The organism is Microbacterium alkaliflavum (genome assembly GCF_044325405.1).
Lineage (GTDB): Bacteria > Actinomycetota > Actinomycetes > Actinomycetales > Microbacteriaceae > Microbacterium > Microbacterium alkaliflavum.
Window position 1 is genome coordinate 1 of the sequence record NZ_JBIQWL010000015.1, and the last position, 20925, is coordinate 20925.

Genomic DNA, 20925 nt, shown 5'->3' on the forward strand with positions numbered 1-20925 from the left:
GGCAGCAGATCGCCCCGGTCTCTCAGTGGTGAGAGCCGGGGCGATCGGTTGGCCGGCGTTCAGGCTCGGCCGGGCCCGGAGCGCATTGCCGGTGTGGGCGTCTCTGAGCTCCTTGCATCCGGCGCGTTCGATTCGGGGGTCATCACCGTCCCAGGCCCAGGAGTGGGGGGATCCGGCGGCCGCGGTGAGTCTGCGGCCGCTGCGCGCCCGAATGCCTCGCCGATGAGGCGCAAGAGCTCGGGACCGCCGGGCTCGTTGATCCATCCGCCGGTGGACTCAGCCATGGTCGGACGCCGGCGTGCTCGAGGCGGGTGCGCAGCTCGTGCAAAGGTCCTCGGTCTCGCTGACCCACGTGCAGCCGAGGAAGCAGGCGCGGTCGTCCGTGCATCCGCAGCTGCGGCAGGTGCGGATGACGTCGAGCTCGACGCTGATGCCGGCCGCGGCGAGATCGTCTGCCATGGCGGTGACCCGGTCGAGGAGGTCCTGCGGGGCGATCGACGGGACGGTGATGCCGACCGTGACCGGCTCGGTTTCGTTGAGGCTCATGGGTGCTCCTGCCGGTAGGGGTTCGATGGGAACTTGTATCCCTCCACGGGATCCGGGTGCATGGCCGCCTCGAGCTCCGCGTCGACGCCGCGGTCGAATGCCACGGCGCATCGCTCCTGCACATCGCTCTGCAGTGCCGCATGGACGGCGAGGAGCGCTGAGAGCGCTTCTGAGAGCTCGATCTCGTGGTCGGTGGGCCGGTGGGTCACGTTCCCGGCGAGGGCGGCCACAGCTGCCCTCGCTCGCTCGAGGGTGGCAGTCTCGGCGTGGGGTTCGGTCGGTGAAGTCATTTGATCGGCTCTCGGTGGGGGGTTCAGTTCGCGGTGATCATGAGCTGCTGGCGTTCCTCGAGCTGCGCGATCGCCTTCTCGGGGACGTGGATGGTCTCGAGGCTTTCGATCAGCTTCTGTGCTCGACGGTAGGCGAGGGTGCGCTCGGTCTGCGAGGCGGCGGAGTTCTCGGCCATGTCGAGGAGGGTGCGGATCTCCTTGATGAGCTTCCGCTCGGCGAGGGGCACGCCCTTCTGTCCGAGACGGCGTGCGTTGCGTTCTGCGGCGTCCCACGCGACCGCGAAGGCCTCGACGGCCTTGGGGTACGGCAGCGTGGTCAGATCGACGCCCGCGGGCAGGTCTGCGGGCAGCTCGCCGGCGGTGTCGCGCTGAGTGCCGGCGGCGCGCATGGCCCGCAGCATCGCGTAGGTCTGCGGGACGTTCGGGTCGGTGAGTGCCGGCAGGAAGAACAGCGAGTCCCAGTCCGTCTCGGAGTGCACGATCTTGCGCAGCAGCTCGTTGTGGCGGTCGTGGAAGCCCTGCCAGGCTGCGGCGATTCGCTCCTTGGCCACGCGCTGCGCCTCGGCCGACTTGTGCGCGGCACGGATGCTGCGGCGAGCGCGCCCGGCGGCGATCGTGATGATCCAGATCAGCAGGACGGTGAGGATCAGAGCGCCGATGACGCCGAAGACGATGAGCAGCCAAGTGAGATCCAGGGGCTGCGAGGTCTGCTCGGGCGTCGTGGTGGGCTGTGCGCTCGTGGATGGCGTCGACGTCGGCCGCGGTGTCGGTGTGCCGCCCTTGGGCGCGTCGTAGGAGCCCATGAGCCACGGCAGGCCGAAGGCGCCGGCGACGGCGAGCAGTCCCATGACGAGGAAGCCCCACCCGGAGCCGTCGCTGTAGCCGCTGTTGAGGTTCCGGAAGAGGCGGGCCACGCCCATGATCACCATCACGCCGGCCATCAGAAGAAGCATGGGTGTGATGAGGGTCGAGATCGACGAGGCAAGCACGTCGACCACGTCGAAGAGGTGGGACCCGTCGTCTGGGGCTGACGTGGCGGTGAGGGTGGTGAGGAACGACATGTGCTCTGCTCCCGTGGGTTAGGTGACTTGACGATCCCTATATTAGTCACGCTCACAACGCAAAAACTAGTGTCTCCCGTGTGTTCGCGTGAGTCTAGTGCGGCCGTCGGACGGATGCCCTATATTGGTGCATGTAAACCGCCTAAAACTAGGAGTGATGATGGCGAAGAGTGAGATCGTCGGCTATGCGGATATCGCCGACATGATGAAGATCTCCGTGCCCGGTGTGATGAAGGCGGCGCGCACGGATCCGAGCTTCCCGAAGCCGATAACGCCGCCCTCGCTGCGCTCCCCCGGCTGGGACCGGCAGGTGATGCTGAAGTACATCGAGCAGCGTGGCGCGAGGACGTCTGGCCGCGCCGGTCGACCGCCTGCAGAGGGCACCAAGCGCTACAAGTTGCCGGCCGAGAGGAACGTCGAGATCGAGCAGCGGATCCGCGCTGCCGGCACGTTCGCGGAGTTCGTGGCGTTAGCCGAGATCTCCGACAACGCGCTGCGCCAGCGCTTCTCCGGCAAGACGACGTGGCGTGAGGCCGAGCTCGAGCGGTTCGCGAAGCGGCTGGGCACCACGTTCGAAGAGCTCACCGGGATCCGCCGCTGATGTCCCCGCTCATCCCGCTCGTAGCCATCGCGCTGTGCGTCGTCGTCCTCGTGGCGATCGTCGGCATGCGCGGCTGGCCGATCATCGCCATCATCCTGGTCGCGACGAGCGGTGTGGGCATCCTGATCGTGGCGATCGTCACGATCATTCGAGCGTTCCAGCCTCGCCGGCCGGCACGTGTCGTGGTGCACCGATCGGAGGCCCCTCGTGACCGATGAGACGTCCCCGGACCCCTGGGCAGACCGGCAGCTCGCGAGCGTCCTCGCGAACGCTCTGGGCGCCTTCGGGCACCGCACACGGCTGGATGCCAACGTTGCGGCGAAAGAGCTCGGCGTCAGCCCGTCGACGGTGCGCCGCTGGGTCCGCAACGGCATCCCGGAACGGCGCCGCGACCAGGTCGCTGCCCTCGTGGCTCCGGAGACCTCCGTGCTCGAGCGTGAGCGCCGCGAGCTGCTATTCGCCCGTGAGGCGCTGTGGGACATCGCCGGCCGCGGCGCACCGATCAGCGACTCCTGGAAGCGGGACGGCTGGCTGCGGCCTCATCTGCTCACCGTGGTGGAGCTGCGCGATCGCGGGGTGCTCGTGGTGCGGCTCACCAACCCGGACAGCGGCGAAACGAGCCGGCGGCTGCGCGCCGACGGCGGTGAGGTCATCGAAGAGGTCGAGTTCCGCAACAGGTTCCGCGCCCAGGTCGCCAAGGGCGAGCTGCTCGAGGCGGTCGGGCCCTCCCGGGTCATCGTCCCCTCGGGGCGGATGACCCGCGGCCGCACGCAGGCCTGGCTGGCGTCGGCGCCGCGGCCGACGCTCGAGTGGCTGCGAGATCACCCGCAGGTGAGGATCCCGGTGACCAAGCCTCGCAAGAAGAAAGAGCCCCGGCCGGAGTGAATCCGGACCGGGGCTCTCCCCTGTGGGCAGCTCACGCGAGACGTGCTGCGAGCTCGTCGATCTTGTCGGGACGGAAGCCCGACCAGTGGCCCTCGTCCGTGACGACGACGGGCGCCTGCAGGTAGCCGAGGGCCTTGACCTGCTCGAGCGCTGCGGGATCCTCAGAGAGGTCGTGGATCTCGTAGTCGATGCTCTTCGCGTCCAGCGCGCGATAGGTCGCGTTGCACTGCACGCACGACGGCTTGGTGTAGACGGTGACGGTCATATGCGATTCACCTCCTCTCTCTCCGAACTCTGTAACTTCGGAAGTCTGGTGCCCGGTCATCGTGATGCCCGGGGGTCGCTGCGGTCGTCGCCGGCGTCGATGCCGTTCATGCTCATCCCGGAGATCTTGCCGATCTTCCAGTCGTCGACGTACTTCTCACTGAGGACGGCCTCAAGGTACTCGCGGGCTGCGACGTCGCCGCCCATCGCCCAAGCGCTGCGGAAGTTCTCGTACTCCTCAGGCGTGAGCTTCTGCTGGATCGTGCGATCGCGTGAGTAGTCACGCGGCCCCTGGGTTCCGGTGACGGAGACCTTCACGCCGCCCATCGGGATCCGCTGGTTCGCTCGAGCTCGGCGCACCATCTGCTGGCGGCCACGCTTGGTGGTGACGGCCTGACGAGCCTTCTTCTTGAGGTTGTTCATCACGGTCTGCTTGGGGGTATGGACGCCCTTGAGCCACCGCTGCACCGTGCGCTGGCTGACGCCGAGCGCCTTCGCCGCGTCGGCCGTAGAGATCTTCGTGACGGCCTTCTTGACGCCGCCCGGTGTCGTGATCGTGCGGGTCGTCGAGTACAGCGTGCGCAGGTGCTTCGCCACGTCGGAGGCTTCTGCTCCCTCGGTCCCCGGAGTCGACGGCTCGGACTCGGATCCGAGCCAGCTGATCGCCTGGAACAGGGTGTTGCGCTGCTTCAGCGCATCGTCGTCGGTTGCCATGGTCTACTCCTTTCGTGGATCAGATGAGCTCGCTGAGGTGGGACTTGCCCTCGTAGCGGCCGTTGCCGGTGAGGAACTGCAGGTGCTCCTGCAGCATGGCTGAGCCCTCGTACTTGAACTGGCCGAGCCCGCGGCCGTAGTTGCGCTGATCGCCGGGCCATGCGGCATCCGGGTCGGTGAGCGGTGACGTGTAGAGGACGGTGTCGCGGGTGATCGCGACAGGCCAGCGGCCGGTCTCGTCGCCGATCTTCTTGACGCGGCGGAGGATGTTCGCCCGGGCACGCGCCTGGATCGCGTGGTAGCGCTCGGGGGCGAAGCCGGGCTTGCCCTCGTGGTGCTCGAAGCTGGCCATCAGACCGAGGCTGCGGACGTAGACCTCCTTGAGGAGATCACGGGCGGCCTGCGCGTCCGGGTCGGCGGTGTCGAGCTCGGTGCGGGCGTTGCGGATCCGCTCGTACCAGGTGTCCAGCAGCCGGGTGTGGTTCTCCCACGTCCAGGCCTCGAGGATCTCGAACTCGTAGCCCCACTCGATCGCGAGCTCGAGCGTCGGGGTCGAGACCCAGGACTCGAGGCCGGCGAGGCTCTTGTCGCGGTTGATCGGGTCGAGCGGGTTGGGCACGAGCCACTCGGCACGCTCGGGAAGGTTGACCTTCCAGTAGCCGGGGAGCTTGCGATCGAACGCGACCCCGTTCGGGTGATAGGACGGCTCACCGATGCCGAGCTCGCAGCCGCTGACGCCGGCGAGGTAGCTGCCGCCACGGTCGTAGGCGTGCAGCCAGCGGTGCTGCAGCTCCTCCTCGGTCGGCTGGCGGTGCCAGTTGATGTCCATTTCGAGCGTCGGGATCGTCGCGGGCTCGACGGGCTTGTGCGGCGTGAACCGGGCAATGCGCTCCTCCTTCGAGGGCGCCAGGTGGAACATGAGGTCCTGCCCGGTCGTGGAGGCGTTCACCGCATACGGCGTCTGCAGGGCGCTGGCGAACAGGTCGAGACGGTGTGCGAGGACGGCCGGGCTCGGGTCGTCGCCGATGAGGTGCTGGAAGTCGTCGCGCAGCGCGGGGATGATCACGAATCGCGCCTGCAGCCGGCTCTCGCCCGGCTTCCAGATGCGGGTGGTCGCGCTGAGCGCGTTGTCCTGCCCACCGACCTCGTAGCCGGCCTCCCGGGCACCCAGGACGAGCGGGTGGTCCACGGTGCGGTCGTGGAGGATCGAGCCGAGGCGACGCTCGGGCGACGGCAGCTCGTCGACGGGGATCCCGAGCGCACGGGCAGCATCCGCCGTGGCGTAGATCTGGCCGGCTTCGTTCTTCCACTGGTTCTTCGTGCCCAGGCGCAGCTGCGCGACGAGCTCGGCGATGTTGCCGAGGTGCTCGATCGGCCGCTCGAGCGGGACCAGGGTCCCGTCCGGCATCCACAGGCCATCGGTGTCCAGCACCGCGGCGGCCGCGGCGAACTCGCCCGCCGCTGCGCGGCGCGCTGCGGGCTTCTGAGGCGCCGGAGTGGCTGCCGCGGGTGCCTCGGCCGCGGGAGCGGCGTCAGGAGCCGGAGCGGGCTGCTCAGCGGCCGGAGAGGACGGTGCGGCCGGCGGTGTCGGCGGAACGTCGAACAGGGCAGCGCTAGGGCCGCCGATGGGCGTCTGCGGGGTGTGGTCGCCGGTCTCGTCGTCATCCTCACCGGGGCCGTCGTTGCCGAGAAGAACGCTGAGTGGGATGTCCCAGACGCGGGTGAAACGGCCCTCGACACGGCGGCCGAGAGTCTGGTTGCCCTCCCCGTCTGTCTTCGTCCAGCCGTGGGCGATGAAGCTTCCGCCGATGGAGTGGACGGAGTCGGTGATCGGCTCTCCGGTGCCGGCGGCGATGCGCGTGATGACGTCGATCATCACCTTCGGGTGCAGGTAGAGGCGCGACTCGCCGTCACGGTTGTACTTGATCGCACCGATGCGGACCCCGTTCGGAGACCAGGTGTCCTGCGGCGGGATGCCGCGGCGCGTCCAGCCCAGCTGCTCCGCCTCTTCGGGGATCTCACCGGTTGTGGTGACCAGGTGCGCAGCACCGGAGGCGAGTGCCTCGCGGAGCAGCTCGATCGCCATGATGCCGGGGTTGCTCTGGCCGCCCTCCTGGCGCACAAGCGCGTCCCAGATGCCCTGATCGGCCCACTCGTGGAAGTCGGTGGCCTCCTCCGTCGAGATTGCGCCGACCTCGACGAGCATGCGCAGCATGAGCCGGATGCCGTGATCCGCGTTGACCGCCGCGTCCTTCATGCGCCCCTTGGCGCCGGGGTCGTGAGGGAGCGGGGCAGTGCGCTCTCGCCACAGCTTCGCGAGCTGTGCCTTCGTGTGGATGGCCTCTTCCGAGCCGCTGAAGTAGTGCTCGCGGAGAGCCTCACGGTGCTTGGCGAGCCAGCGGATCAGCGACGCGCCGAGCAGCGCCCGGCTGTTGCGGCGTCCGCTCTGCTCGAGGAGCCCGAACGTGAGGTCGGGATCTTCGATCTCACCCGGGTTCAGGCCGATCGAGAACGTGCGCTGCAGCGCGGATCCGTTGAGGCCGATCTGTCCGGTCGCGATGACCGATGCGTCGATCTGCGGTGCTTCGCGGATGCCGCCGCGCTGTCCACCGACCTTGCGGCCCTCACGGTCGAACACGGCGCGGACGAGGAACTCGAACCGGGCGACGGCCTTGCGGATGTCGGTGTCGACGAAGTCGTCGGCGAGGACGGCCATGTGCCGGGCGTTGGCGAGGATGCGCGTCATGGCGATCGCGGAGTCACCGGCGCTCGTGGCCGACAGGATCGTCTTCGGCGCCTCGCTGTTCTCCTGGGTGAGCTCCGGGGCGAGGAAGTGCATCGCGCAGCGGGCACTCGAGCTCTTGCCGGCGCCGGGAGGGCCGTACACGTAGGTGATCAGCGGGACGGGGCTGAACGGTGCCTGCCAGACCAGGCCCAGCAGCGGAGCGATCACGCGGGCCGGAATCTTCCCACGGAAGATCTCGGTCGACTCGAGCCAGGCCTCACGCAGCAGCTGCGCCTCCGTTGTCGGGTCGGGCAGGTGCAGGCGCTGCAGACCGCCGGTGAGGCGGGTGGAGACGGGGATGGACCCTTCGGCGGTGATCGCTCCGCCGGCGTGCACGAAGTACGGGCCGAAGGCGCTGTCCTCGCGCCATCCGGTGCCGGTGTAGACCTTGGAGCGCTGCGACGGGGTCGGCCGGGCGCCGTAGAGGGCATCCCAGAACAGGTCCTTGCCGCGGCGGGAGGTGGACTCAAGCATGCCGAGCCACGGCAGCGAGTTCGCCCAGGAGCCGTCGCGGATCTGCTCGTCATCCCAGACGACCGTGGCGTCCTCGATCAGGATGTCGCCGTTGTCGTCGCGCATTGGCTTGCCGGTCTCGGGATCGCGCACCCAGCGGTGGAAGGCGACGGTGATCTCGGTGGTCGGCGGGGTCGAGTGGGTCTCGTGGCCGGAGTCTTCGTAGCTGGCGGCGAGGACCTCGCCCCAGCCGTCGAAGACGCGGATGTACCGGTTGCGGAAGTCGTCGCCGTCGCGCTCGACCTTGATCTGCACTGTCTGCCCGAGGCGCACACCGAACCGGGTTCCCTCGTTCGCGGAGCCGTCGTCGCCGGGGAAGAACTGGTTGCCGTCGAACCGGGGCGGCTCGCTGTCGTCACCGCTGCCGGATCCGCCCGGCTGCAGCGGGGTGACTGGGGCGGCCAGGGCATCCGGGATCGGCAGATCAGCGATCTCGTGCGCGCCACGAGCGATCACGACGGCGTCCTGGATCACGTGACGGGCATCGTGAACGGCAGCGCGCTCGATCGGCGTCGACGCCGGCACCAGGGCGACGGTGTGCTCGAGGTGATCCCGCATCTTCGCGACACGGCGAACGGACTCCCCCGCCCACAGCTCGACGTTGCGCTGCACCTCGTGGGAGTCAGCGCCGGATGCCAGCTGCGCGTCGATCTCGTCGCGGCAGACCTGGACGGTGTCGCTGCGGCCCTCGCCGGTGAGCATCTTGTGGAGTTCGCCGAGCATGGCGAGCAGCTGCGCGGCGTTCGGGGTGAGCTGCTCGAGCTGGTCGACGGTGTAGCCGGCCTCGAGGTGGTCGGTCAGGTCGGCCTTGTCGTCGTCGACGGCCGGCCGGTACAGGGTGACGGTGGCGCCGGCACCGCCGAGCAGCTTGTGCAGCTCGGCGGCCCGGGAGTATCCCGCGACGTCGCGGTCAGCGACCACGGCGACGNGTCGGCCTTGTCGTCGTCGACGGCCGGCCGGTACAGGGTGACGGTGGCGCCGGCACCGCCGAGCAGCTTGTGCAGCTCGGCGGCCCGGGAGTATCCCGCGACGTCGCGGTCAGCGACCACGGCGACGTCGGCGCCGTGGAAGATCTCGGCGAGCTCGCGGGGGAAGGATCCGGAGCCCTGTGCGTTCGTGGTCGCGACGAGGCCGGCCTTCTCCGCGTTCTCGACGTCCTTCTCCCCCTCGAGGAGCCAGACGCGGGTGCCGGCCTCGATCGCCTGCAGCACCTCGGGGTGCCGGTACAGGACCGACACGAAGTCATCGGGCTTCTTCGCGACCATGCGGCCGTTCGGGCCGAGGAACCGCTGCTTGAACCGCTTGCGGGTCTCGCCGTCGACGGTGGCCGTCTCGCGGATGACCTCCTCGATGAGCGTGCCCTCGGCGTTGAAGTACGGGTAGGTCGTGACCCGCTCCCACTTCGCGCCCTTGAACTTGTCGACGTCGGCTGTCGACTTGTTGGTCAGGCGGGGCGGGAGCTTCGGCGCCGCGGTGAACCGCACCTTCGGCTTGCGTCGGGGCTGGCCCTCGTTGCGCTCGGGGAGCGGGGAGTCGAACAGGTCCTTGACGCCCAGGCCGATCGCCGCGGTGATCTCGCGGACGTCGGCGTGGCAGGTGAAGCAGTTCAGCAGCACCTTCTCGTTGGCGCGGTCGTTCTTCACCGACAGGGAACGGTGGCTGTCCCCGTGCACGGGGCACAGCGCCATGAACTGGTCGCCGCGGCGGGACTCCGGCTTGTAGCCGTTGACGTCGAGGGCGTCCCAGACGCGGTCGAACGCGCTGCGTGCGGATTCAGGGGTCGAGATCAGGGTCATGAGCATCCACCCGCGCGAGGTGCGCGACGGCGGATGCGGTGAAATTCGGTATCAGAGACCGAAAAAAGACGAAATTGGGCTACCATAGACGTGCACACCCCCTTTCGGGTATGTCGAAGCCCCCTCACGGGGACCTAACTCAAAACCTCGAACCGGACGCCTGGACAGCAAGGTTCGAACCACACTCTTCGAAAGTCTCTCGGTTTGCCGACCGGGAGACTTTCCTCGTTCTAGGCGCTGCGTGCCAAAGGCCGGCCTCCTTCAAGAGAGTCGAAACCTGCGATCTGGTCGCGGGACGCTTTAGCGGCAGCAGCTGCTCGACGATCGGCAGCAGCGCGGATCTCCTCGAGGATGTAGTCCGGCACGGGGAGGTGGTGGATCTCTGCCAGACGCATCGTGCTGTACGAGCCGATCGGGATGCCGAGGCGCTCTGCTTCTGCTTCGTAGACGGCGTACTGATCGTCAGGCACGCGCGAGAGGAGGTTCTTCCTCGCGCCCCGGTCGCGTCGACCAGGCTTCCTTTCATCGACCATGGGTCATGTATAGCACCCAGGGCCTGAAACAGAAACAGATTTAGCCCGGCGCGTCGCGCAACCATCCAAGTGCCCATGACCTCCATAGGTGCGCCGGCAGCCGCAGATCGGACATCAAGGTCAGAAGTTTTTCGAGGGTCTGGCGCCGATGGTGCGATTTTTCCCATATGAAGAGCTGTTTCGCCAGACCCGGATCACCGTATCGGCACAGGAAAACCCCAGGTCAGGGGCATTTTGACTGATCCGACCTTACTGTTTCAGTTGTTGCAAGAAACTGTAACGTTGACTCGTTGCACCCTGCCGATATAGCCTCTGATCAGGTGTATTCGGCTTGCCTCGACGTGGGGCAGATGTAGTGGGGTGGATTGCCGGGCCGCCGTATCAGGCGGGCAGGAAGTGCCCCATCCGAAGGAATCGAGGCACAGATGGACCTGGTGACGGCGTCGACGGCCGAGTTGTACGACCGTGCTCTCGGTGTTGCGGGTCGGATCGCCGAGTGGCGCCCGATGCTGGACGCCGCGGTGTTCTCGTGGTGGCGCCCGTTCCCCATGCCGGTCTACCTGTTCCACGACGCCATCGACCCCACGCTGCCGTCAGCGCCAGGGACGCTCGCTCGAGCGGCCACGGAGCTTGCTGGGCGCAACGGAGACTTCTATGGCGACTGGATCGACGTCGAAGGCCGCCCGGCAGCCTATGAAGGGCCGGATCCGCTGCTGTTCCCCTACATCGTCCCGCCGTACCTCGACAGGAATGCGCACGTCGAGTGGCGACGCTGGTTGCCTCACATTCTCACGGCGATGGAGCTGTCGCAGCTGCCGCGCCATGTACCGAACCCCGATCAGCGGATCCGACTCTCCGTCATCACGGGCGCGCAGCCGCTCCCGCAGAAGTACCTCGAGCGTGCTCTGCCGATCGAGCTGAAGACGAACGAGTGGCCTCGGGAGCTGAGGGTGGCTACACCGTCGGCTGCAGCTGCGCGTAGAGAGCTCGGCCGGCGGATCGGTCGATGGATCTGGGTGGAGCGCGAATCGGTGTACTTCCAGAGCCTCGACGCGCTGACACTCACTCCGGTCGACGCGCTCTCAGTCGGTCGGGAGATCCTCGCGAGGTTCCTCTCGGTCGAGGGTGTCCAGACGGAGATCCCCTGGCCGGCTCGCTCAGTGCACATGGTGCCCGCGAGCGAGGCGACAAGCACCAAATCCACCAAGTCACGCCGGCGCCCTCCGGCAGCGGTCGATGCCTCGCTCGGGACATTCACCCGAGATCTGATGATCGACGCGATCGCCACAGGGCGGGTGCGCCTCAGCCACCAGAGCGGTCCTGAGCTCGCGCACCTCCCCGTGCTGGGTCGTGTTCACGACGATGCGTTCTACGTCGTGCCCAAGGTCGCTCACGGGCTCGTCGAGAGCTCGGGCCTGATGAGCGGATCCACGCTGCAGATCGCACGCTCCTTGAACGCGGCAGGGTGGCTCCACCAGCCGGCCGACGGCACATGGACGATCCCCCGCCGCGTCGACGACCAGCTGACCCGGGTGTGGAGCCTGCCCATCGAGATCCTCGGCAGCGTGCACGAGAACGAGTTCGCTCCGACGCACTACCCCGCGCGGGAGTACCGGACGAACGTGCAAGTGATCTCCGACATCCGAAGCGTGATCCGAGCGGCGCTCATCTCTGGCGAGGCAGTGCTCGAGGCGCAGCCCGACGAGGCCGAGCATCATGCCGTCGAACTCGGGAGGGTGAAGGGCGATCGCGTGTTCATCATCCCGTCCGCGGCGAGAGAACTCCTGCAGCGGCACCAGGTGCGGAACGTTGGCCCGAAGACAATCGGGAGAGCCCTGGGGCAATCAGGATGGATAGAGCGTCCAACGGGCGGAGCTTGGACCGTCTTCCGCCGCCTCGACGGCAAAGGCATGCGGGTCTGGAACCTGCCGCTGTCGTTCCTCGAGGCAGCTGGCGCGGAGCCCTCGCCACAGGCAGTGTGAAGACCTCTTGACACTATGTGAAGTGGGGTTCACACTTGGAATCATGAACGCCTCCGCCGCTTTCCGCACCGTCATGCTGGCACTCGGCACACCGACCGGCGAACTCGACGCCGCATGGAAAGCTGCGGAGCACCACGACGTCACCGCCGAGGAGCTCGCCGCAGCGAAGCGTCTGATCGCGCGGATGATGGCCGTGCCCAAGGGTGAGGCATTCGACGCGACCGGCGACCCGGACGCAAAGGCGCTCGCACGGTTCGGGAAGCCGCGGCCGATGCGCCACGCACGCGGCAATGTCGAGATCTCGTTCAGCACGGGGACTCTGGGTGAGATCAGAGAGACGAGCATCGCCATCGAGGAGGCGCGCACCGAACTCGCCCGGATGGAGGCGCATCGGATGCTTCTCATGCGTCGCGCGGTCGATGACGAGCGCGAGCAGGTGACCACCGTTGCGCTGGCGGCCGGGATCACCCGGGAGCGGTACTACCAGCTGCGCCGCGCGTCCGACGTTGCCGAATAGCTCGGATACGCCGATCGCAGACCCTCCGGATCTCATCCGCTCTCCGGCATCGCGGCGCGGTACTCTCCACGCGACGAGAGGTGTGTGATGTCGATCACTTACGAGATCTACCCGTGCGAGGACGAGCGCAGGCTCAACGGTCTGCACATCCAGAAGGCGTTCCGGGACATCTATGACGTCTGGCCGATCAACGTGCCGCCGCAGGTGGCGGCAGCCGACTGCGACGAGATCGAGGACGAAGACGAACGAGCAGCTCTCGCCGATCTCACGGTGGATGCCGGCGGCTGGTTCATGGTGACCCCGACGCTTCGGTGTTCCCTCGAGGCGATTGTCGGAAAGGGGTGGCGGATCCAGCTGCACAGGAAGGCGGTCCGATCGGGCAACCTGAGCCCCATTCAGTCGTTCACGATGTGGGGCTTCGTGTACGACCCCGCCGACGCTTATGGTCCGTCGCTTGTCGCCGCGCACACGGTGCTGCGTTTCCTTGGTGAGGCCCAGGCGGGAACTCACCGGCTCTGGCGAACGCCCGATGCGGCGGCGCGGGGCCTGTTCCCGGGGGTCCCCGTGGAACAGGCCCGGCGAGACTTGGACAACGCGCGCGCGACCGCGGCCGCCGCGTGGGTGCAACTCGCGGAGACCTGGACCCACTACCTGCACGAGTGGCCGATGAAGTACCAGTTCACCGAGCTCGGAGCCTACTTCGCCTCCCACCGTAAGCACCCGGATCGGGCCCGATTTACCCGCCTCAAGGCGTGGTACGACACCGAGAAAGACGGGTCGGAGGAGTTCGACCCGGAATACTACGACCCCGAAGACTAGACCGCTTGGATGAGCGTCGGATCTGACGGGTCCGCGGTGCGTGCGTTGTTCACCTTCCGGTCGACGACATGCGTGCGGATCGTCGTCGCGACGGCCGAGGAGGATGCCTCGAGCTCGTCGAGCAGCTGCAGCCGGTTCCGCTTCGACGTCGCGGTGTCGCCGTCGACGGTGAGCGGCTGCGGGTCCAGCCAGGCGTCCCAGAGGTCGCGGGTGAGGAATGCTGGCATCCGGTCGTGGATCTCACCTGACGCATCGCGTGCTTCTCGGGTGACGACGACGAAGACGCGGCGCCGTTCGCCGGCGACGTCGGCCGTCCATGTCAGCCCTGCGGCGGCGAGCAGCTCGTCGCTGTGGATCCAGTGCGGCGTCTTCGAGCCCTTCTCTCCGGTCCACTCGTAGTAGCCGAGCATCGGCACGATGCACCGGGCACGGCTGAAAGCTCCGACCCAGAACCGTTCGGGCAGCTTCTCCATTCGGGCGTTGATGATCGGGACCGTCGGTCGGCTGGCGGGCCTGTCCCAGTCCCACCGGGCCAGCTCTATCTGCCGGTCGACGACGTCGTCTTCAAGGCGTTCACGGACGATCGGCGCCGACTGAGTCGGTGCGATCGAGTAGCTGCCCGCCCAGTCCTGCGCACGGCCGCCGGCGGCGACGAACTCCTGGATCAGCTCGTCCGTGTGCTTGTCCATCGCGAATCGTCCGCACATGCGACGATCCTCTCACCGGCCACGGACGGCGGCTCAGCGGCGTCGACGCACCACCCGCGGGTTGAATGCCACGGAGGCGGCCGCGGCGCGCACGTGTGGCCGCCGGGAGCCCTCGGGGAGGGTGTAGTGGCCGTAGGCGATCACGTGTCGGCCGACGAGCGTATCGGCGTCGGTGATCTGCAGGCGGGCGAGGTTCTTCTTGTCGACGAGGATCGCGACCTGGTCGGCCGCGTCGACGAGGCGCAGCATGAGCCCGTCCCACTGTGTGCGGGTGTAGCCGGAGACCTTCCCCCAGATGATGAGATCCGTGTCGAGCCAGGTGGCGATCGTGGCATCCCGCGCGTGCACGATGACCTGGTCGGCCGGCACCGGATCCCGGGTGCCGATGACGAGCTCGAGGCCGGCCGGGATCGTGCCGGCGATCAGGTTGACCAGCATCGTCGAGAGCGAGCGCTGGTCGGCGGTGTCCGCTTCCTGCTGGGCCGGCTCGGTGCGGTACCGGCGGGTGAGCTGCCCGGGACGCTTCGAGTCGGGACGTCGACGCCCGTCCGGACCGGTGGACGGCTCGGGCAGCCCGAGGCGCATCCGCCACTGGATCGGCCGGGTGCCCTGCGGGTGCTCGTGGCCGGCATCGCCCGGGATGTCCTTCGACCGTTCGGATCCTTCGTCGCACCCGTCGCCATGGTGAGCGGCGAACGCCGCGGCGCGCTTCGTGCTCTGCAGCGACGTCGCCCAGACCTTGGCGCCGCACTCGGTGCCGTCTGGCAGCTCGCCGGGGCACCAGAGATCCGGGAGCACGGCGAGCCCGCGGACCTGGTCGATGGTGACCGGGTTCCCGTCGGCGTCCAGTGCGGCGTCCACGTCTCCCCTACTCGTCGACGTCGAGGTCGGTTTCCCGGGCGAGCTCGTCGGCGAAGACGCGCGTGATCGCCTCTTCGTCGGGCAGCGCCTTCTGGGCGTCCTCGGTGAGCTCGTACCTGCTGACCGCGACCGGCTGCGTGGTCGACGCGAGCGCGTAGCGGACGACGGTGTCGTTCTTGCCGGCGACGAGCAGGATCCCCACGGTCGGCAGGTGCTTGTCGCGGATCCGGAGGCGGTCGTCGACGACGGCGACGTAGAACCCGAGCTGCCCGGCGTCGCGCGGGTCGAACTTGGTGGTCTTGAGTTCGATGACCACGTAGCGCAGTTGCTCGACGTGGAAGAACAGCAGGTCGACGTAGAAGTCATCGCCGTCGATGTCGAAGTGCACCTGGCGGCCGACGAACGCGAGGCCGGGGCCGAGCTCGCGCATGGTGTCGAGGATCCGGTCGACCATGCGCTGCTCGAGCTCGCGTTCGGAGGCGTCGCCGTCGACGGCGAGGAACTGCAGCGCGTAGGGGTCCTTCGTGATCTCCTGCGCCTGGTCGGAGTCCAGCCGTTCGAGCGCGCCGGCGAAGTTGCTCGGCGCGGCCGCTTCCCGCTCGTGCAGCCGGGTCGTGATCTGGTGGGCGAGCACGCCGCGGCTCCACTGGTGGTGGGCGTCCTTCGCGGCGTACCAGTCGCGCAGCTCCTGGTCGTCGAGCTTGTCGAGCAGCTCGATCACGTGCCCCCACGGCAATTCACCAACGGCCCGTTGGCGAATTGAGTACAGGTCGGGCCAGGCCTCCGCGAACCGGCGCATGTACCGGAGGTTGGCGGGCGAGAACCCCTTCATGGAGGGGAACTCCGCGCGCAGGTCCGCGGCGAGTCGTGCGAGGACGTTCGTCCCCCAGGCCTCTTGAGCTCGGCGTGCCCGGATGGTCTGCCCGATGCTCCACCACAGCTGCAGCAGCTCGGTGTTCGCCTTTCGTTGCACGCGCAGGCGCGCCTCGTGGACCTGCCGCTTCAGCTCCTCGAGCGTGGCCGCGTAGTCGTCGGGCACCAGGTCTGTCATGGCTCCACCGTAGGACGGGGCTCTCAGCCGCCGTTGATCCCGGGGATCCCCGTGTCGTCCGGCTTCGGTCGCGTCGACGGCGGGAGATCGACACGGCGGCCGCACTCGGGGCAGACCCAGCCGCCACCAGGTGCGTCGCGCATCACGACCAGGTCGTCAGGGCACGTCGGGACCGTGGACGGGAGGAAGCTCAGCGCGTCCATCGCGGCGCGCAACGTCTCCGCCGGCACCTGGAACGCGGGATCCCACGCGATGAACGAGTCGCCCTGATGCGAGGTGAGTACTCGGATCCCCTCCGCGCGCGCTGCACGGCGCAGACCGCGGCGGAACTCGGCGACGGGCGCCGGCAGCTCCTGCTGCAGCAGTGCGATGCCACCGGTGCTGCGCAGCCGTGCGACGTAGGTCTCGAAGTCGATCTCGCTCATGCGCGATCGCCGGCCGGCTGCGCGATCGCCTCAGCCTCGACTCCGGTGGCAAGCATGCGCAGCGCCCGGGCTTGCTCCGCCGGGGTCCACGGCGAGGAGACGCCGGTCACGTTCGCGATGCGCATCGTGAGCTCTCCATCGGCCGCGCGCAGGAACGTGGCCACGGCGAGCAGCTCGCTGCCCTCGGGGACGTCGACGGGGATCTCGGCGAGCATCAGCTCACACCGCTTCGCTGTAGTAGCCGGGTGCCTCGCGCGTGACCGTGGCGACCATCTTGGCGACGTCGACGCCGGGGAACTCGTTCTCGTTGACCGCGAGCGGGAGGCCGGCGCCGACCTTCTTGAGCCCGGGTCGCGGCACCTCGAGGCGATCGCACTCGTTGTTCAGCGCTACCAGGTACGCGGCGAACGCGAGGCCCGCGTCGTCGGGGTTGACGGTCCAGACGCGGCTGAGGAGACGGCCGATGTTGTCGCCGGGGTGGAAGGTGCCCAGGTGCGCAGTCTGCCGGGCGTCGAGCTGGCCGAAGTGGGCGGCGGAGTTCTCGAAGAACGACCGGTACTGGGTGTACGGGATCGTCACATCGGTGGTCATGGCGGGTGCTCCGTTCAGCTGGTGGTGAGGATCTGCCAGAGGGCGACGGCGACGGTGCCGGCGACCATGTAGGGGCCGAAGGGGATCTGGCGGCCGCGGCGGCCGGCGGCGTGGGCCACGGCGTGCGGGAGGGCGAGCACATAGGCGGCCGCGGCGCCGAGAAGGGCGGGGACGATGCCCCACCAGCCGAGGGCGAGACCGAGCGCTCCGGCGAGCTTGACGTCACCGAATGCGACGGCGCCGAGGAGCCCGAGGACGAAGTAGATCGCCCAGAGCGCGGCGCCGGCGAGCAGAGCGACGCCCACACGGCCGAGATCCCCGCTGACGATGCCGCAGGAGCCCACCAGGACGCCTGTGACGGCGTAGAGCGGCCAGACGAGCCGGTTGGGCAGGCGGTGCTCTCGGAAGTCGTAGACGGCCAGCCAGGCGCCGATGGCGGCTACTGCGCCGACGAGCAGCCACTCGAGGATCGGGAGAGGGTCGGCCGCGAGGGTGGTGATCGTGGTCGCGATGAGAGCGGTGGCCCCGCCGGCGGCTCCGGTGAGCGCCCAGATGGCCGGATTCGGGTTCCGGGTCTGGGGCACGTCGGCGGGGCTGGTCGCTGTCATCAGCTGCTCAGGGTGAGGCGGCCGCGGATCTGGTCGATGAGCTCGACGGTCTCGGGCTCGGGCTCGTACCCGTCCTCGAAGCTGTCGAGCTCGTCCTCGTGCTGGCTGACGATGCGCTCGAAGGCGTCCTTGTCGCCGGCGAGGGACTCGGCGCGCATCGCGTCGCGCCACAGGGTCTCGTTGACCGGGTCGATCTGGCGGCCGACGGTGGCGGCGAGGCGGGCATCCGCGATGCGGCCGGTGCGCAGCGAGCGGGTGACCAGCTCGTGCGCGGCGTCGCCGATCGCCTGGATGATCTCGGTGCGCAGCACTTCGGCCCAGCGGTAGTACTTGTCGCGGACGCCGCTGAACGGCTGTCCCTGTACCAGGCGCAGCGCGGCGATCAGGTTCTCCGTCGACGTCTGCGAGAGGTCCTCGCCGATCAGCTCGTTCCACACATCCCAGTCGGTGCGGACGAGCTCGTGCAGACGGTACCCCTGGGCGCCGACCTTCGGGAACCACTCCTCCTCGTCGGCCGAGACGCCGATCCACTTGCGGGCCTTGGAGACAAGGCCGTTGCGGTTCTGCTGCGCCTGCTTGCCGGTGGCGAGCTTGCCCGGCCAGAGCGCGTCGTGCACGCTGATCGCCGAAGCGCCCGGGTTGAGGGCGAGGAACGTCAGCAGCTCCGTCGAGCGGACCACAGCGGACCGGTTGATCTCCGACGTCTGCGGGGTGCGCGGCTCCGGACCCTGCGCGTTGTGCAGCTGCACCGGGCCGAGGATCTGCAGCCACGGCACACCGGCCGGGAAGATCTCCTCGACGTCGACGGCGGCGGGCTCCTCGGCGACGTCGGCCTCGATCGCCTCGTCGTCGTCGACGACGTCGGCGACGGGCTCGGCCTCGGCGGCCGGCGCCTCCTCGGCCTCCGTGACGTCGGCGACGTCGGCGACGTCGGCGACGTCGGCCGCGGGCTCGGCCTCGACCGCCTCGTCGACGTCGATCTGGTCGGTCTGCTCCGTGAGCTCGGCGATGCCGAGCGAGGTCCGCCAGTCGGTCGACGCGGCCGCGGGTGCCTCGTCGACGAGCTGCTCGGCGACCACGGCCGGGATCTCCTCGAGCGAGATCTCCGCCTCGCTGTACGCGGACGCCTGCGTGGGCGCCTCTTCGGTGGTGGCGAACAGCTCCATGATCCGGCGCAGCTCGTCCTCGTTCACGATCTGCGGGGTCAGCGGGAGGCTCGCGCCGGCGGCGGGGATGTTCAGGTTGGCGGTCTTGTCGTCGGTGAGGTGCAGTGTCCACTCCCCCGCGAGCTCGCCGGCGGCGATCGCCGCGACGCCGACGCGCGGCACGCGCGTGACCAGGTCAGCGATCTCTGCCTTCGTGGCCTCGTCGGGCATCGCGCCGAGGATGACGATCTCGGGCGTCCATGCCTCGGCGAACATCCCGAGCGAGCGGGCCTCCTCGATCGAGGTCACGCCGAGCTCGTCGAGCGTGGCCTTCGTCGACGCGGCCTGCGCGCGCAGCACGCGCATCAGCTCGTCGACGTCGTCGATGTGACGGATCCGGCCGGTGTCGAGCGCTGCCGGCAGTCCCGGGGCGATCCCGACGAGCGTGACCGACAGGTCGTCCGCCCACTGGCTCGTTGCGAGCTCGACGGCCAGGCCCGTGAGGGCACCGGAGATCGTCGACGGGTTGCCGGTGAGGTTCAGGGCGCCGATGTGCTCGAGGTCGACCATGAGGTGCGCGTCACCCTGGTCCTGGCCGATGGTGACCAGCGCCGGCCACGGCGAGCTGGGGATCCGCTCGAGCTCGGGCAGCTGCTCCGGGTCGACCGTCCACGCGGTCTTGTCGTCGGTGACCGGAGCGAACGGCGCCGGCAGGTCGAAGGGCTCCTCGAGGTAGAGGGCGATCTCCGCATCCGACAGGCGCAGCGCGTACAGCTGCGGCAGCTGGTTGTTGGTGTCCTGCGCCCAGATGGCCAGGTGGCGCAGCGCGTGGTCGACGTGCTCCATGCCCATCGGGTTCTCCACGGCGCGCAGCTCGAGCTCCATCGTCCCGGCCTCGCCCTGCGGCATCGCGATCCGCTGGCCCGGACGACGCCGGCGACGCTGCTTCATCCGACGGATGCCGAGCAGCGTGAGCAGACCGGCCGCGGCGATCGCGCCGAGCCCGCCGATGGTGCGCACGTTGAACAGCTCGTCGATCCAGTCGTCGCCCTCGTCGACCGAAGCGTGCTCGGCCGTGGTCGACGCCGGCTTCTCATCCGCCGGGGTCTTCGTCGACGTCGAGGGGGTGCCCAGGCCCAGCCCGGACAGATCCGGGACCTTCGCCTGATCGCTCTGCGGGGACGCGGCATCCGCTGCCGGTGCGTGAGCTGCAGGAGCACCCTCCGCGGACGGTGCGGTCTGCTGCACGGGCGCCTCGGCCTGCGGAGCTGCGGGAGCCGGCGCCTCGACGGGTGCGGGGGCCGCAGCAGGGGCCGGGGTGACGGATGCCGTGGCTCCGGGGATGGTGACGACGTCGCCGGGATAGATCAGGTTCGGGTCGGTGATCTTGTGGCCGGTGGGCTGGTCGGTGTTCTTCGACGCCTCGAAGATCTCGTGGTAGTTCTCGCCGTTCCCGGTGGTCTCCTGCGCGATGCCCCAGAGCGTGTCGCCGGCAACCACGGTGTGCTGCTCGGTCTGCGCTGCGGGCGCGGTGTGCGCGGTCGACGCCGCGGCATCCGCGGGGAGCTTGAGCACCCACCCGGCGTTGAGCCAGTGCTGGCTGTCCAGGGCATGCCCGTCGGCCTGCTCGACGCCGTAGTTGAGATCGGCGATCTCGTGCCAGCGCTCGCCCTGACCGAGCTGGGTTTCCGCGATGTGCCACAGCGAGTCGCCGTCCTGCACGGTGTACGTCGGGCCGGTCTGCTGCGCGGCCGCGGGCGCCGCCGCGGCGACGTGCGAGCTCGCGTCGGCCGAGACCGTCGACGTATGCACGAACGACTGCGACATCACTGTCGTCGGGGCGGCGGGCAGCTCGGCCGCGGTCGCCGCGGTGGCTCCCCCGCCGATCGTTACCATCGCCACGATCGCGCCGATCAGGACGGATGCACCCTTCTGCTGCAGGCCCAGGCCCGGGATCCTCGGCGCGGGCATCCTGCGGATCTGCGCGGGGATCTCGACGACGATGGCGATCGCCATCGACGCCCATGCGACCCAGCCGATCAGCGGGAGTACGGTCCCGACGAAGAACACGCCTCCGATATCCGGACCGGACAGCACGCGGGCGAGCTCGTCCCCGGTCGGGAACGGGTTGCCCGCGAGGAACAGGAGCGCGGCGGGGATCCCCACCAGCAGCCCGATCAGGACGACCAGAGAGGCAAGGCCTCCAAGAACGCGCTTCATTGTGTTCCTCC

Annotated in this window: 21 protein-coding genes; 6 read left to right on the forward strand and 15 right to left on the reverse strand. The window is 68.8% G+C overall.

Annotated elements, in window-relative coordinates:
- Window positions 1-276 precede the first annotated feature (276 nt).
- The 3 genes from ACH3VR_RS21750 to ACH3VR_RS21760 form a co-directional block, all read right to left on the reverse strand.
- Window positions 277-546, reverse strand: a complete 270-nt coding sequence (locus tag ACH3VR_RS21750; RefSeq protein WP_397558434.1) for a hypothetical protein — start codon at window positions 544-546, stop codon at window positions 277-279.
- Window positions 543-776 (reverse strand): hypothetical protein, encoded by a 234-nt coding sequence (locus tag ACH3VR_RS21755; protein WP_397558435.1) that lies wholly within the window; start codon window positions 774-776, stop codon window positions 543-545. The genes ACH3VR_RS21750 and ACH3VR_RS21755 overlap by 4 nt, the downstream gene beginning before the upstream one ends.
- An 83-nt stretch (window positions 777-859) precedes the next feature.
- The gene (locus ACH3VR_RS21760; protein ID WP_397558436.1) at window positions 860-1897 is read right to left on the reverse strand and encodes a hypothetical protein; all 1038 of its coding nucleotides are present in this window, start codon (window positions 1895-1897) and stop codon (window positions 860-862) included.
- Between the two features lie 154 nt (window positions 1898-2051).
- On the opposite strand from ACH3VR_RS21760, the gene ACH3VR_RS21765 reads away from it, so the two are divergent.
- The 3 genes from ACH3VR_RS21765 to ACH3VR_RS21775 are packed head-to-tail and all read left to right on the forward strand — an operon-like array spanning window position 2052 to window position 3383.
- Window positions 2052-2498, forward strand: a complete 447-nt coding sequence (locus ACH3VR_RS21765; protein WP_397558437.1) for a hypothetical protein — start codon at window positions 2052-2054, stop codon at window positions 2496-2498.
- Entirely contained in the window at window positions 2498-2716 is a 219-nt protein-coding gene (locus tag ACH3VR_RS21770; RefSeq protein WP_397558438.1) for a hypothetical protein, read from the forward strand. Before ACH3VR_RS21765 ends, ACH3VR_RS21770 begins: the two co-directional genes overlap by 1 nt.
- Window positions 2706-3383: a hypothetical protein gene (locus ACH3VR_RS21775; RefSeq protein ID WP_397558439.1), complete on the forward strand. Its 678-nt coding sequence runs from the start codon at window positions 2706-2708 to the stop codon at window positions 3381-3383. Before ACH3VR_RS21770 ends, ACH3VR_RS21775 begins: the two co-directional genes overlap by 11 nt.
- A gap of 31 nt (window positions 3384-3414) precedes the next feature.
- Here ACH3VR_RS21775 and nrdH read toward each other — a convergent pair whose 3' ends face one another.
- From nrdH to ACH3VR_RS21795, 4 genes are all read right to left on the reverse strand, one after another.
- Window positions 3415-3648, reverse strand: a complete 234-nt coding sequence (gene nrdH / locus ACH3VR_RS21780; RefSeq protein ID WP_397558440.1) for a glutaredoxin-like protein NrdH — start codon at window positions 3646-3648, stop codon at window positions 3415-3417.
- A 56-nt stretch (window positions 3649-3704) separates the two neighbouring features.
- Window positions 3705-4361, reverse strand: coding sequence for a helix-turn-helix domain-containing protein (locus tag ACH3VR_RS21785; protein WP_397558441.1), 657 nt, complete (start codon window positions 4359-4361; stop codon window positions 3705-3707).
- Between the two features lie 19 nt (window positions 4362-4380).
- On the reverse strand, window positions 4381-8580 hold the full coding sequence (locus tag ACH3VR_RS21790; RefSeq protein ID WP_397558442.1) for a telomere-associated protein: 4200 nt from the start codon (window positions 8578-8580) through the stop codon (window positions 4381-4383).
- Window positions 8581-9685: 1105 nt separating this feature from the next.
- Entirely contained in the window at window positions 9686-9925 is a 240-nt protein-coding gene (locus ACH3VR_RS21795) for a hypothetical protein (protein ID WP_397558443.1), read from the reverse strand.
- A 488-nt stretch (window positions 9926-10413) separates the two neighbouring features.
- On the opposite strand from ACH3VR_RS21795, the gene ACH3VR_RS21800 reads away from it, so the two are divergent.
- The 3 genes from ACH3VR_RS21800 (at window position 10414) to ACH3VR_RS21810 (ending at window position 13306) form a co-directional block, all read left to right on the forward strand.
- A complete protein-coding gene (locus tag ACH3VR_RS21800; RefSeq protein WP_397558444.1) occupies window positions 10414-11970 on the forward strand; it encodes a hypothetical protein in 1557 nt (518 codons plus the stop codon).
- A gap of 43 nt (window positions 11971-12013) precedes the next feature.
- Window positions 12014-12487, forward strand: a complete 474-nt coding sequence (locus tag ACH3VR_RS21805) for a hypothetical protein (RefSeq protein ID WP_397558445.1) — start codon at window positions 12014-12016, stop codon at window positions 12485-12487.
- An 87-nt stretch (window positions 12488-12574) separates the two neighbouring features.
- The gene (locus tag ACH3VR_RS21810; protein ID WP_397558446.1) at window positions 12575-13306 is read left to right on the forward strand and encodes a hypothetical protein; all 732 of its coding nucleotides are present in this window, start codon (window positions 12575-12577) and stop codon (window positions 13304-13306) included.
- Here the strand turns inward: ACH3VR_RS21810 and ACH3VR_RS21815 are convergent.
- Genes ACH3VR_RS21815 through ACH3VR_RS21850 form a run of 8 tightly spaced genes read right to left on the reverse strand, consistent with a single transcriptional unit; the run spans window position 13303 to window position 20914 of the window.
- Window positions 13303-14013, reverse strand: coding sequence for an SOS response-associated peptidase (locus ACH3VR_RS21815; protein ID WP_397558447.1), 711 nt, complete (start codon window positions 14011-14013; stop codon window positions 13303-13305). The two genes, ACH3VR_RS21810 and ACH3VR_RS21815, sit on opposite strands and share 4 nt — an antisense overlap.
- A 33-nt stretch (window positions 14014-14046) precedes the next feature.
- A complete protein-coding gene (locus ACH3VR_RS21820; protein WP_397558448.1) occupies window positions 14047-14874 on the reverse strand; it encodes a hypothetical protein in 828 nt (275 codons plus the stop codon).
- 7 nt (window positions 14875-14881) lie between these two features.
- On the reverse strand, window positions 14882-15925 hold the full coding sequence (locus tag ACH3VR_RS21825; protein ID WP_397558449.1) for a PDDEXK nuclease domain-containing protein: 1044 nt from the start codon (window positions 15923-15925) through the stop codon (window positions 14882-14884).
- Window positions 15926-15948: 23 nt separating this feature from the next.
- A complete protein-coding gene (locus ACH3VR_RS21830; RefSeq protein WP_397558450.1) occupies window positions 15949-16350 on the reverse strand; it encodes a hypothetical protein in 402 nt (133 codons plus the stop codon).
- Window positions 16347-16565: a hypothetical protein gene (locus tag ACH3VR_RS21835; protein ID WP_397558451.1), complete on the reverse strand. Its 219-nt coding sequence runs from the start codon at window positions 16563-16565 to the stop codon at window positions 16347-16349. The genes ACH3VR_RS21830 and ACH3VR_RS21835 overlap by 4 nt, the downstream gene beginning before the upstream one ends.
- A 4-nt stretch (window positions 16566-16569) precedes the next feature.
- Window positions 16570-16941, reverse strand: a complete 372-nt coding sequence (locus ACH3VR_RS21840) for a hypothetical protein (protein WP_397558452.1) — start codon at window positions 16939-16941, stop codon at window positions 16570-16572.
- Window positions 16942-16955: 14 nt separating this feature from the next.
- Complete coding sequence (locus ACH3VR_RS21845) at window positions 16956-17549, reverse strand: prepilin peptidase (protein WP_397558453.1); 594 nt, start codon at window positions 17547-17549, stop codon at window positions 16956-16958.
- Entirely contained in the window at window positions 17549-20914 is a 3366-nt protein-coding gene (locus ACH3VR_RS21850; protein WP_397558454.1) for a LysM peptidoglycan-binding domain-containing protein, read from the reverse strand. Before ACH3VR_RS21850 ends, ACH3VR_RS21845 begins: the two co-directional genes overlap by 1 nt.
- Window positions 20915-20925 lie beyond the last annotated feature (11 nt).